The organism is Enterococcus hulanensis (assembly GCF_005405485.1).
GTDB classification, from domain to species: domain Bacteria; phylum Bacillota; class Bacilli; order Lactobacillales; family Enterococcaceae; genus Enterococcus_A; species Enterococcus_A hulanensis.
The window spans coordinates 52,972-66,385 of the sequence record NZ_BJED01000014.1 but is presented as its reverse complement, the minus strand read 5'-3'; the positions used below and the strand labels follow the sequence as shown (position 1 = coordinate 66,385).

Sequence of the window (13,414 nt, the reverse complement as noted above, 5' to 3'; positions counted from 1 at the left end):
TTTATGGTTGTAACCTATCATCGACCTACAAGAGCCATCATACATAGGAAAGCATTGAGAGAGAACATTAAGAACGAAATTGAGCGTTTGCCGAAAGGAGTCGAGTTATTTGCCGTAGTTAAAGCAGACGGCTATGGTCATGGAGCGATCGCCACTGCCCAAATGGCCTTGTCTGTCGGCGCTGCAGGTTTTTGTGTAGCGACATTGGACGAAGCGATCGAATTACGAGAAGCGGGAATCACTGAACCCATTTTAGTATTAAGTGTGGTCTTCCCAAGCTACCTGTCATTGGTCGTCGACTATGATTTATCGATCACGGTAGCGACAAAGGAATGGTTGGTCGAAGCCCAAGAAGTATTGAACGTTTTAGAAGAAACAACGGCACCGATAAAAATTCATATCAAAGCAGATACTGGCATGGGGCGGATCGGTTTTGTGACCCCAGAAGAAGTCAAAGAAGCGGCGGACATGATTGAAGCTTCATCGAATATGGTTTGGGAGGGGCTATTTACCCACTTTGCTACGGCGGATGAAAAAGATGCTACTTATTGGCATAAGCAAGCGGATCGCTTTAACGAAGTGATTGCTGCATTAGATCATTTGCCGCGTTATGTCCATTCAAGCAACAGCGCGACGGCCTTATGGCATGATAAAGAAATGCCGGGAAATATGATTCGTTACGGTGTTGGCATGTATGGGTTGAATCCATCAGGTCATGAATTGCCTGAGAGCTATCCATTAAAACCAGCGATGGAATTAGTTTCTGAATTGATTCAGGTGAAGGAATTAGCAGCTGGTGAAGGCGTGGGTTACGGGAAAACCTACGACACACCGGAAAAAGAATGGATTGGAACGATCCCCATCGGTTATGCGGATGGCTGGCTGCGGAAGATGCAGGGGTTTTCGTTATTAGTTGAAGGTGAGTTCTGCGAAATTGTTGGGCGTGTTTGCATGGATCAATTAATGATCCGGCTGCCGCGAGAATTTAAGGTTGGGACAAAAGTCACGTTGATCGGCAGAAGTAAGGGGCAAGAGATTACGATGCAAGATGTGGCGGATCATTTAGGAACGATCCATTATGAAGTTTGTTGTATGCTTTCGGAACGTGTACCAAGAATTTATCAAGAGTAAAAAATATTTTGGAACTTTGGAGGACATCTGCTCCTCCTTTATCAGCAATTATCAAAGAACAACTCTCGTATAAACTAAAAAAAGAGTAAGGAGAATATTATGGTTAAACGTGGTGATATCTATTTCGCGGATTTATCGCCAGTTATTGGTTCTGAACAAGGAGGGATTCGCCCGGTGTTGGTGATCCAAAATAATCTGGGCAATCATTTTAGTCCAACGATCATCATTGCTGCAATTACGGCAAAAATGGCGAAGCCTAAATTACCGACACATATTGGAATCAAATCAAATGGTACCGGAATTGAGCGAGATTCGGTCATTTTATTAGAGCAGATTCGCACGATCGACAAATCACGTTTGAAGGAAAAGGTTTGTCATTTAGATCGCTGCTTGATGGCAGAAGTCGATGCTGCTTTACGAATCAGTGTGGGCATCGAGACGATGTCTGCCGTTACAACGAATCTTACATAAAGTCAACATGGTTGATTTGCGAAGCCAACTTTTTGCCGCTTTCTTGGCTGAAGGGAAGATCATGAATTAAATGAGCTTATCAATCGGCCAGCATAGTTGGTTCGGATGCGTAAAAATAGAATATTAGGCTAGCTGTTAAGGACGCAACGTTTCGTTGCGTCCTATTTTTGTCTGTTCAACGAATCATCTAGCGACGATTTGTAGTAAACCCGAAGTTGGCCGTTGTATAATATAAGCAGAAATAAAGGATAGAAAAGCGGGGGAAGACGATGGTTGAGATCGGTGAACAGCTTAAATATTTTCGCCAAAGAAAAGGAATGAGTCAAAAACAAATTGCTGAATTTTTACATGTTACGCCACAAACCATTTCTAAATGGTAGGTATCGGCGCACCTCCAGGCTATCTTCCAGTATGGGTGAAGATCATTACTGCGATGGTGTTCTCAACAATGATCATCGGTCATATCGTCCGCTACATTTTGGAGCGGAGAATGAGTAAAACAGGCTGACACAAGTGTGTCAGCCTGTTTTTATGCTTGAGCGTAGACGATCAGATTGACGGAATCGCCAATACAGGTTTGTAATGTAATGCGTTCGCCGCCGCCAGCAGATGTAATTTGATCCCAATTGTCTATACCAGAAGCGATGTCTCTGCCGCTGTCGTCAACTTGGACCAAGCCGTTTACTATATAGGTTGTTGCATTTCCTGCACTGTCTGTAACTGTGATGGCATCCCCGCCGCCAAGCGCTAGTACTGGTGAGAAAATACCGGGATTGTGTCCGATGAAATGAGTGTTTTGATTATCCGTACCAGATTGTATTGGATTTCCGCCCCAGGTGGCAGCGATTGATCCGCCATTGATGACTCCTTGCCCACTGCCTTGTCCGGCATTTTGATAAGGGATGGACTGTCCATGAAAGGAAATTTGATTTGGCTGCAGCACGGGCTGTTGTGGGGCAGGAGGTTCAACTGCGGGTTGTGTGTGTGCTGGAGCAGTCGGCTGTGCTTCTTGCGGGCTTGCGGTTTGTTGTTGTTGAGGTACGGTTTCTTGGGTATTTTCTATTGGCGCTTGCTGCGCTTCTGCTGAAGGAGTTGCTTCTTGAATGGTTGGGTTTTTGGCTGGCTCTGTTGGAACTTCTTTAGGAGTTGTTGAGGCAGGTGGTTGACTGGGCTGCGTTTTCTTTTCAGCTTTGGCAACGTTGTGGGGTTTATCTTTTTCAACAATGATCAGGGCTGTTCGCTTGTCATAGTCTTTTTTATTTTTTGCAGTCAAAATTAAGGAGTAGCGTCCGGACTTGCTAGTATTGACGTTGGTGTAGTTCAGTTGAACCGGCTGATAGTCATCACCAACAGCTTTGTAATACTGTTTTGGATGAAAGGAATCATTTTCGGTAATGGTGATCACATCTTCACCATAGATTTTTACATGGTCCTCGTAGCCTTCCTTTTTTTCAGCTTGAGCATCTGAAATAGAAGAAAAAATGATCGGGACAAATAATAAGAGGAGACATACAATAACAGCAGAAAAAATGATTTTCTTTCTTCTCGATGGTTTCAAGAAAATCCCTCCTTTTTCTTATTTGCTTAAATGATAAGGGATGAAGCAATAATAGAAAATAAAAATAACGTAATTGTTAAAAAGGGTTGTTATTTGTGAATTTTAGTTTAATAAATATCAATATTTTTCCGTTTTACTAGGGTTATTTTATGATATAATGACCAAAGAATGTTATAATCCAAAAACTTAAAATTGATTTTCGTATTTGAAGATTTGTGACAACTGGCTGAGGAGGGTACTTTTGTGCGGAGACTATTAAAAAATACAACACAACGACGGTTAGCCATTATTGGCGTTTTACGAGATTTAATTGGCTGGCAGAATCCAGAGATGGTGGCAGACTTGCTGGATTGTTCGATGAGAACGGTTCTATCTGATGTCGAGGCAATCAATGAGCATTGGGGCGAGCATGTCGGAGTAGAGTATTCCCGTACGAATGGTTTACGGTTGAATGATGCCCTTCATAATAAAACACGGCAATTAGCCAGGAACTTGATGGAGGAGTCTGAGGCCTTTACTTTTTTAGAGCGGATATTCTTTCAACCGAATGAAGACATGGATTATTGGATCAATGAGCTGTATATCAGCGAAGCAACCTTTTATCGAATGATCAAGCAGATCGACAAGGTCTTAAAAGAAAAAGGACTCGCTTTGGAGCGAAGGCCGTTTCGCATCTCTGCGAAAAATGAACGCTGGGTGCGAGTTTTTTATGTTCAATTGTTTTTAGAAAAATACGGTTTGAATGAATGGCCCTTTGATATTGGGCGGGAAAGAATGATCAATTTTATAAAAAATGCGAATCGTTCCTTCGATATTGTCTACAATGATCGCGAGATTTTAGAAAGCAGCTACTTGCTGGCAGTCATCATCGTGCGGACTTCGCAGGGATTTGTTTTAACAGAAAGAGAAAAAATGAATCTAAATCAAGCGCTGATCGATAAAATTTTGACTTTACGCTCAGCGGCGGATCAAATCGTTCAAGGGACTAAATATACGGTGACGGATCAATGGTACTATGAAGTGGCGAATAGTTTGTTCTGTTCTTGTTTTATTACCCGCTTTGAACCCAGCTGTCAAATTACCTTGAAACATTTGGACAGTTTTCTAAAAGAGCTGGAGCATCTTTATGAATTAACGCTGTCAGATGAAAGGCGGAAGAACATTTTACAAAAATTAGTGCAGCTTCAGGCTGCTTATCAGGTATGTCCTTACCCTCGCTCGATTTTATTCGATTCATCAGCATATTTTTCAAGAAATGCGAAACAGCAATATCCGTACTTTACGAAGTCCGTGCATCAATTATTATTACGCTTGGAGCGAACCCTCGGGGATCCTTGGTTTAGTCAATTTCAGTTTTCCGTTTTGACGATTCTATTTAAAGAGTGGGAAGGACTGGCGCACTCACTGGATGTTCACTCGGCGAAGGTTCAGATTTTAGTAGTGAGTGATTCTGGTAAGAGTCATGCGGAGATGATCGCAGAATTGATCAAAAATCGATTCTATTATCGTGTGGGAATCGAAGCCCATCAAGGGTCGATACTGGATTTTGGTCCGGATGAGAGTTTTAAAGAGTATGATTTAGTAATCGCTAATTATCCGATAAAAAATTATTCCTATGGTAATTTAAAAGTTGTTGATGATTTTTTGACGGAGAGTGATCTATCATCGATCGGCTCTTTCATCAAAGAAGTTCGTTAGAAGGCTCGTTGTGAGTCTTCTTTTTTAGGTTTTAATTCTTAAAAAATTTCGTTACACTATTGGTAAATTTTTTATGGAAAGGAATAAATTTATTAGAACTTTTGGGAAAAAGTCTCTATACTATAGTAAGCAATCGTTAATAAAAAAATGAAAGGACGTGAGTACATGCTAAAAAAATTACTGGCAAATGTCGGTGAATATAAGAAGCAGAGCTTGCAGACCCCGCTGTTTACGATGGGGGAAGTATTGATGGATGTGATCATGCCCTTGATAATGGCAGGCTTGATCGACAATGGAATCGAAAAAAGCGACACCAATACGATTTTACGCTATGGCGGTTTATTATTTTTGTGCGCGCTATTTGCGTTGGGCTCAGGAACATTAGGCGGACGAACCGCTGCAATCGCTTCAGCCGGTTTCGCAAAAAATTTGCGTCACAACCTGTTTGAACGAATCCAAAGCTTTTCTTTCTCGAATATTGATCGTTTTTCGAGTTCGAGCTTGATTACTCGTTTAACAACCGATGTGACCAATGTACAAAATGCCTATCAGATGGTGATACGGATTTTGGTGCGTTCCCCGTTAATTTTGATTTTTTCTTTAGTGATGACGTTTCACATCAATCGGGAATTATCCATGATCTATTTAGTGATCGTACCGATTATGATCGTGGGACTTGGGCTGATCATTCGTTTTGCCCATCCGCTATTTGAAAAAGTTTTTCGGACGTATGATCGATTGAACAATGTGGTTCATGAAAATCTGCAAGGGATTCGTGTCGTAAAATCTTATGTAAGAGAAGAACACGAAGAAGAAAAATTCAGCCGTGTATCCAAAAAGGTTTTTGACAATTTTACGAAGGCGCAGCGCATCGTTGCCTTCAATATGCCTCTTTTGCAAGTAGCAGTCTATACGTGTATGCTGCTGCTCTCTTGGTTAGGTGCGGAAGTGATCGTGAACAAGGGGACGCTATCGACCGGAGAACTGGTCAGCATGTTTAACTACACGATGCAGATTTTGATGAGTCTGATGATGATGTCTATGACCTTTGTCCAATTGATGATCGCCCGCACATCGGCGGAACGGATCACGGAAGTGCTTAATGAGGAAAGCGATCTGAAAAACGGCGAAAATCCGTTGACGGAAGTTCCTGACGGATCAGTGGAATTTAAGAATGTCTGCTTTAGCTACAAAGACGATATGGATAAATTAGTATTGGAAAATATTGATTTGAACATTGCTTCTGGTGAAGTGATCGGGATCGTCGGCGGGACTGGGAGTTCAAAATCCAGTCTGGTACAGCTGATTCCGCGTCTTTATGATGTCACACATGGTGAGATCAAGGTTGGCGGACATGATGTACGAAGCTATGACTTGGAAACGTTACGTGATCAAGTCGGGATGGTTTTGCAAAACAATGTCTTGTTCAGCGGAACTATCACAGACAACCTGCGATGGGGCGATGAACATGCGTCGGAAGAAGACGTGATTCATGCCGCAACGATCGCACAGGCAGATTCATTCATCCAAGAGTTTCCCAATAAGTATGACACGATGATCTCTGAAGGCGGGAATAATGTTTCCGGCGGACAGAAGCAACGATTGACGATCGCGCGTGCATTATTGAAGAAGCCGAAGATTTTGATCTTAGACGATTCCACCAGTGCCGTAGATACAAAAACCGATCGCGCGATTCGCGAAGGCTTAGCCAAAGAAATCCCTGGGACGACCACTTTCATTATTTCTCAGCGAATCAGTTCGATCCAAGATGCCGATCGAATCATCGTGTTGGATGATGGGAAAATCGATGGCATCGGAACACACGATGAGCTGCTGGAAAATAATGTGATCTATCAAGAAGTCTTTGATTCTCAACAGAAAGGATTTGGTGATCATGATGAATAAAGCGACAATGCCCAAATCCAATCCGATGAAAACCATTAAGCGACTATTAAAAATTATGGCGAAAGAGCATAAGCTGCAGCTGGTCATTGTCTTTTTCATGATTTTGATCAGTGCATTTGCTAACGTGCGAGGCTCGCTGTTCTTGCAAGTCGTGATCGATGACTATATCACACCCTTAATTGGTCAAAGCAATCCGAATTTTACGGGGTTGCTGAAAGCGATCATGATGATGGCCCTGATCTATGTCGTCGGGATCATCGGGACACTATCTTATAATTTGATCATGGTAAAAGTATCCGAAGGGACGCAAAAGAAAATCCGTGATCAGATGTTTACTCATTTAGAAACATTGCCTTTACGCTATTTTGATTCAAATGCCGATGGCGATATCATGAGCCACTTTACCAATGATACCGATACATTGCGGCAAATGATCTCGCAGAGTATTCCCAACTTGATGATGGCGCTGGTGACCTTCATCTCAGTTTTTATCGCGATGTTCTCCTTGAGTATCCCTTTGACTTGCTTTGTCATCGTTTCAGTTTCGTTGATGTTTGTGATGCTTCGTTTCATTACTAACCGCAGCGGACGATATTTCGGTGAGCAGCAGCATTCGCTTGGTAAGGTCAACGGCTATATCGAAGAAATGATGCACGGTCAAAAAGTGGTAAAGGTCTTCAACCATGAAGAAAACGCAATGAAGGAATTCGATGTTATCAATGACCAATTGCAAGAAAGTGCTTCAAAGGCCAACGCTACGGCGAATACCTTGATGCCGATCATGATGAATCTCCTGAATATCCAATATGTGTTAGTAGCGATTATTGGAGGATTGTTCGCGGTTTATGGTGTTTCAGCTTTGACCGTTGGGATGATTGCGTCCTTCTTACAGTTGAGCCGCTCATTAAATGGACCGATTAGTCAAATTTCGCAGCAGATCAATTTTGTCATTATGGCCTTAGCCGGAGCTGATCGAATCTTCCAATTATTAGATGAAGAATCGGAAGTTGATGATGGCTACGTGACGCTCGTCAATGTTAAAGAGGTCAACGGCGAACTAATCGAAACCAAAGAACGGACTGGAATCTGGGCATGGAAACATCCCCATGAGGATGGAACGACCTCTTATGTGCGCTTGACCGGAGATGTACGATTTGAAGATGTGAACTTCGGATATAACGACGACCAGCTGGTGCTGCATAACATCAATCTTTATGCGGAACCTGGACAAAAGGTGGCTTTTGTTGGAGCAACGGGAGCAGGCAAGACGACCATCACGAATTTGATCAATCGTTTTTACGATATCCAAGAAGGGAAAATTCGTTACGATGGCGTCAATGTTAAAAAGATCAAAAAGAGTTCTCTGCGGACTTCTTTAGGAATCGTTTTGCAAGACACTCATTTATTTACTGGAACGGTTAAAGAAAATATTCGTTACGGAAATCTGAGCGCGACGGATGAAGAAGTCTATCAGGCAGCCAAATTATCGAATGCAGACACCTTTATCCAGCATTTGCCAGAAAAATATGACACCGTAATTACTGGTGATGGTGAAGGATTATCGCAAGGTCAGCGCCAATTACTGGCGATTGCTCGTGCGGCGATCGCTGACCCGCCGGTTATGATCATGGATGAAGCAACTTCAAGTATCGATACCCGCACAGAAAGCATCGTTCAATCAGGAATGGATCGCTTGATGGAGGGACGGACGGTATTTGTGATCGCCCATCGGTTATCAACGATTCAAAATTCTGATGTTATCATGGTAATGGATCATGGTCGAATCATTGAAAGAGGAGACCACGAAAGTCTATTAGCGGAACATGGAATGTATTATCAACTGTATACCGGAAAAGTTGAATTGGATTAGCAATTCAAGAAAAGGTGTGTCCTGCATAAGCGGGGCACACCTTTTTGTTGGAACAAGCACAAAATAATCGCTACAATGAAAAGAAAGGACTCGGAAAGGAAGCGGTGGTATGGCACTTGAAATTTCACAGTTGGATTTTTCAGAATTAGCTGAAGCGAAAGAATTGATCAAAAAAGTCTTCATGACTTTTGAGGCACCGGATTATTCTGACGAAGGTGTAACTCATTTTTTGACCTATTTGGATGAAGAGCTGGAAAAAGAAATGTCGGCTAATCAGGTTCAGGTTTGGTGCGGAAAATACGATCAGCAAATCGTAGGTATATTAGCTGTCCGTTTACCTGCTCATATCGCACTGCTTTTTGTTGACGAAGCGTATCATCGTCAAGGAATCGCAAAGAGAATGTATCAAGCGATGATTTCAGAGTTGTCGCCAGAACGAATGACCGTCAATTCGTCACCTTATGCCGTACCAGCTTATGAAAAATTAGGATTTCAGTTAAATGGCGAAGAGGAGACCGTTTCAGGAATTCGATTTCAGCCAATGGTTTTTATCAGAGAGGAAGTATAAAGATGAAACGTTTTGCGATAAAAGATTATGGAGCAGCGAAAGATGTATTGATCGAAATCGAGGCGGAACCTCGCCCTGTTGATGACACTCATGTGCGTGTTGAGCTTAAGGCTTTTGCAATCAATCCTTATGATATTGCCTTGCGACAAGGAGCGATGCGTGATTTTCGGACGCTAAAATTTCCTTATGTGCTAGGTAATGATGGTGCAGGAATCGTGACCGAAGTCGGCAGTGAGATCACTCATGTAAAGGTCGGCGACGAAGTGATCCTTCATGCAGTTGGCGGGACTTATGGTGAAGAAGTCGTGGTTCCCGGCAAGAAAATAGTGAAAAAACCTGCCTCCATGACTTGGGAAGCTGCTGCTGGTGCAGTCACGCCGTGGTTAACTGCGTATAATTTAGTGACGCATTTATTAGGAGACAAAATCGGTGAAACGGTGATGGTACAAGGTGCATCTGGAGCAGTTGGTTCATTGCTGGTCCAATATTTAAAAGAGCAAGGAAAAACGGTCTTAGCTTCGGCTTCTAAGCGAAACAAGGAGTTGGTCCGGCAGCTAGGAGCCGATCAGTTTGCGGCCTATGATGTAGAGGATGCAGGATCATTTTTTGCTGATCAGGCCGATACAGTGATCGACGCGACGAAGGGCGGGCGTGCTGGCGAAGCGGGGATGCAGATTATGAAAGCGGGCGGTAATTTCGTTGCCTTGAATGATCTGCCAAGTGATCAAAAGAAGACAGGAAATTATCTATCCTTCGGTCCATCTAAAGATTACTCTGATTTTGAGGCTCTAACTGCTTTGACCAAGTTGACAGACAAGCTTCAGCTGACGATCGCCGAAGTATTGCCTTTTACTTTAGCAAGTGTGATTGTCGGTCATGAAAAATTAGAAGGTCATCCATCAGCAGGAAAAATCATTATCAAGAAGGTGGGATAAAATGAATCAACAAAAATGGCAATTAATAAAAGCAAATTTTGACGGAACAGAGACCTTGTCGGATGGGTATTATCGTATACGGGAAGTTGACGACGGCTATCAATTTGCTTATTTAGTCGCGGGACCCTGCGGCGATAAAAATCCTCATCCAGAAGTGACGCTGCATCAGGAAGGAAATCTTGTGCGGCCGATTCGTTTGCGAGATTGGGAAGAAACACCCATTTTGAACTTATCGGAAGAAAATGATTTAGACAAGCTTGAGGCGCTGACAGATCAACTTTTAGATCGCTTTATAAGGATAAAGAACCTTAGTCTTTAAGCATTTCTTTAGTATTTCATAGGTGAAAAGGGATACAATTGTGACAAATCGTTAGGAATGTCAAAAAAGGTGATTTCAGCTGCTCACGAGAATTGAAATTAGCCGAAATTCCGTGCTACATTAGTTCAGCGAGAAAAAATAGTAGGTGAAATCAATGAAAGTTTTTCAATCTCTTAAACACACATGGAGTCTATTCAAATTAGATTGGCGTCGAATTTTCAAAAATCCGATCGCCATTTTTCTGATGGCCGCATTGGTCATCATCCCATCGCTTTATGCTTGGTTCAATATCAAGGCTTTATGGGACCCATATTCAAATACCGGCGAATTGCCGATCGCCGTTTATAGTGCCGATACCGGCGCGAAGTTTCAAGACAAGGATGTCGAGATCGGAAATGAAGTAATCAAAAACCTCCACAAGAATAAGCAATTAGGCTGGCGCTTTGTCGATTCAAAAGAACAAGTCGTCGAAGGCGTAAAGTCCGGAAAGTATTATGCGGGTATCTATTTACCCAAAGAATTCTCTAAGGACTTATTGAGTTTCACATCCGGAGATATCCAAAAACCAAAGATCGAGTATTATTTGAATCAAAAGATCAACGCGATCGCACCAAAAATCACTGATAAAGGTGCCGGATCGATCCAGCAGGAGATCAGCCAAGAATTTATTAAAACTGCCAGCTCAACATTGCTGAAAGTTTTTAACGAGATTGGCTATAACATTGACGAGAACTTAGTCAGCATCAATAAAGTCAAAGATTTGATTTTGACGACGAATGATAATTTAGGAGAGATCGATAAGTACACACAGGAGGTCGTAGAGGTTCACGGCAAACTGCCTGAGCTGAAAGAAAAATTAGCCAAGGCCAATGAAATCCAAGCCTACTTGCCGCAAGTCGATGAAATGGGGCAAAAACTGATCACCTTGAATCAGAAAATGCCGGAAATCAAACAGCAAGCCAGTGTGATTTTGACCTTACAACAAAAAATTCCCGAAATTCAACAGGCCGGTAATCAAATCGCCCAAGTCGATAGCGACTTTGCTCAAATCGAAAAGACGATGAACGACGGCATCAACGAAGCCAAACAAGGCTTGAACATCATTCATCAAGTCCAAACGATCTTGCCGGATATTCAAAAGCTGGGCAATCAGGCAGATGATTTTGCGGCGACCACTAAAAATGGTGCGGAGCAATTAAAATCAGCCGTACCAAGTATTTCAAATAGCGTTCAAATTACGCTGCAATCGATAGGAGAGGTTGCGAATACGACCGATTCTTTAGCGGCATCTTTGCAAACCGCTCTGGAAGATAATCAATTAAGTCAAGAAGAAAAAGATAATTTAGGGAAATTAATCAATAGTTTTATTCAAGGAAATAAAGATCAGCAAGCCGCTATTGATTCGGTCTCTAATTTGATTCAAAGCATGAAAGATTTAGCTGATAAAAATGGTGATGCTGACGCTAGTCAAAAACTTGCCAATATTTTAACAATGCTTGCAAGTGCTAAACAAGCATTAGACGATCTGAATGGTCGATTGGGTGATTTAAATAATGCTATCCAAAGCGGCAATATTGATCAAGCGAGAACTTTCTTACAACAAGTTCAAACAGCAGCTAAGCATGTTGCTGATTTAGTTGGAAGTATTGATCCGCAGCAAATAGGTCAAACTGTCAGCACGATCCTTGATAAATTAATCAACACGATCACTACCGCGCAAGGTGTCTTGAACCAAGCGCAGCAAATTGATTTTGCTTCATTATTGAATTCAACTGAAGGAACCGTCAGCAATGCGATTACCTTCTTAGAAAAATACCAAAAACAAATGCCGGCGATCGGACAAGAAGTCCATGATGCAAATGTACTATTAAATGGACATATGAACGAGATTGTCAACGGCATCAACACTGGCGCAGATCTGTACAATAATGAGCTGCCGGTAGTTGAGCAAAAATTAGGCTTGGCTGCGGACTTCATGCAAAATGATTGGCCAGGTGTGAAAAAAGATTTGACCGGCGGCTTGAAAGTAGCGAATGATAAAATGCCGGAGGTTGAGCAAGCCTTGAATCTTGCGACGGATTTGATTCAAAACGATTATCCAACCTTGCGGGCAGGTATTCAAAAAGCGGCGAACGCAATTCAGCAAGGGGATAAGACAATCGACTTCGGTCAAGTATTGAAATTATTGAAATTGGATGCACAAAAGGAAAGTGACTTCTTCACCACTCCGGTAGAACTGCAAACCAATACGATGTATCCAATCGCGAATAATGGTTCGGCTAGTACGCCTTTTTACACAGCCTTGTGTTTGTGGGTAGGTGCGGTACTCTTCTCAAGTGTGACGACAACGGAATTTTTCTTGGATAAGAAAGATCGCGGCAAATACACAAAACGTGAACAATTTGGCGCGCGGATGCTGACGTACTTAGTTGTAAGTGTCGGACAAGCCCTGATCGTAACACTCGGAAACATGTTCTTGTTGGGTGTTTATGTGAAGAATCCAGTGTACAGCGTATTGTTTGCTGTCTTAGTGGCATTAGCCTTCATGATGATTGTTTATACGCTTGTGGCGCTCTTTGGAACTGTCGGGAAAGGAATCGCGATTATTATTCTGGTGCTTTCCATTTCTGGTGGTGGCGGGAACTATCCGATCCAAGTATCGGGCAAGTTCTTCCAAGCCGTGAATCCGTGGCTGCCATTTACCCACGCGGTCAACTTGCTGCGTGAAAGTGCCGGCGGGATCTACTGGCCTAACGCGACCGGCGATATCATTATTATGATCGGACTGTTCATTGTATTTGGTATCTTAGGAACTTGGGCATATCCGCTTCTGCAGCCGCATTTGACGAAGCTTACAAAAGTGGCTCATGAAAGTAAAATATTCCATTAAGCTAGCTTATAATTTTAGTATGGATTTTCGTAAAATTACAAAAGTAGAACTCGCAAATGAGGCAGGCAA

The 13,414-nt window shown here is 42.4% G+C and carries 11 protein-coding genes; 10 read left to right on the top strand and 1 reads right to left on the bottom strand.

Annotated features, from left to right (window positions below):
- Nucleotides 1–3: 3 nt before the first annotated feature.
- From alr to FFR60_RS15275, 3 genes are all read left to right on the top strand, one after another.
- Nucleotides 4–1,131, top strand: coding sequence for an alanine racemase (alr, locus tag FFR60_RS15285; protein WP_137664826.1), 1,128 nt, complete (start codon nt 4–6; stop codon nt 1,129–1,131).
- A 99-nt stretch (nt 1,132–1,230) separates the two neighbouring features.
- Nucleotides 1,231–1,602 carry a type II toxin-antitoxin system PemK/MazF family toxin gene (locus tag FFR60_RS15280; protein ID WP_010782013.1) on the top strand — a complete coding sequence of 124 codons (372 nt, stop codon included), beginning with the start codon at nt 1,231–1,233 and terminating at the stop codon, nt 1,600–1,602.
- A 269-nt stretch (nt 1,603–1,871) separates the two neighbouring features.
- A complete protein-coding gene (locus FFR60_RS15275; protein WP_249355017.1) occupies nt 1,872–1,982 on the top strand; it encodes a helix-turn-helix domain-containing protein in 111 nt (36 codons plus the stop codon).
- 149 nt (nt 1,983–2,131) lie between these two features.
- Here the strand turns inward: FFR60_RS15275 and FFR60_RS15270 are convergent, their stop codons facing one another.
- Complete coding sequence (locus tag FFR60_RS15270; protein ID WP_137664825.1) at nt 2,132–3,160, bottom strand: sortase domain-containing protein; 1,029 nt, start codon at nt 3,158–3,160, stop codon at nt 2,132–2,134.
- A 243-nt stretch (nt 3,161–3,403) separates the two neighbouring features.
- Between FFR60_RS15270 and FFR60_RS15265 the strand changes: the two genes are divergently transcribed.
- The 7 genes from FFR60_RS15265 (at nt 3,404) to FFR60_RS15235 (ending at nt 13,345) form a co-directional block, all read left to right on the top strand.
- Complete coding sequence (locus FFR60_RS15265) at nt 3,404–4,858, top strand: AcpB/EbpR/MafR family transcriptional regulator (protein ID WP_137664824.1); 1,455 nt, start codon at nt 3,404–3,406, stop codon at nt 4,856–4,858.
- Nucleotides 4,859–5,023: 165 nt separating this feature from the next.
- Nucleotides 5,024–6,763: an ABC transporter ATP-binding protein gene (locus FFR60_RS15260; protein ID WP_137664823.1), complete on the top strand. Its 1,740-nt coding sequence runs from the start codon at nt 5,024–5,026 to the stop codon at nt 6,761–6,763.
- Entirely contained in the window at nt 6,753–8,633 is a 1,881-nt protein-coding gene (locus FFR60_RS15255) for an ABC transporter ATP-binding protein (protein WP_137664822.1), read from the top strand. The genes FFR60_RS15260 and FFR60_RS15255 overlap by 11 nt, the downstream gene beginning before the upstream one ends.
- 109 nt (nt 8,634–8,742) lie before the next feature.
- Nucleotides 8,743–9,201, top strand: a complete 459-nt coding sequence (locus FFR60_RS15250; protein ID WP_137664821.1) for a GNAT family N-acetyltransferase — start codon at nt 8,743–8,745, stop codon at nt 9,199–9,201.
- 2 nt (nt 9,202–9,203) lie between these two features.
- Complete coding sequence (locus FFR60_RS15245) at nt 9,204–10,136, top strand: NADP-dependent oxidoreductase (RefSeq protein WP_137664820.1); 933 nt, start codon at nt 9,204–9,206, stop codon at nt 10,134–10,136.
- Nucleotide 10,137: 1 nt separating this feature from the next.
- On the top strand, nt 10,138–10,455 hold the full coding sequence (locus tag FFR60_RS15240; RefSeq protein WP_137664819.1) for a hypothetical protein: 318 nt from the start codon (nt 10,138–10,140) through the stop codon (nt 10,453–10,455).
- A 154-nt stretch (nt 10,456–10,609) separates the two neighbouring features.
- Nucleotides 10,610–13,345, top strand: a complete 2,736-nt coding sequence (locus FFR60_RS15235; RefSeq protein ID WP_137664818.1) for a YhgE/Pip domain-containing protein — start codon at nt 10,610–10,612, stop codon at nt 13,343–13,345.
- Nucleotides 13,346–13,414: the final 69 nt, after the last annotated feature.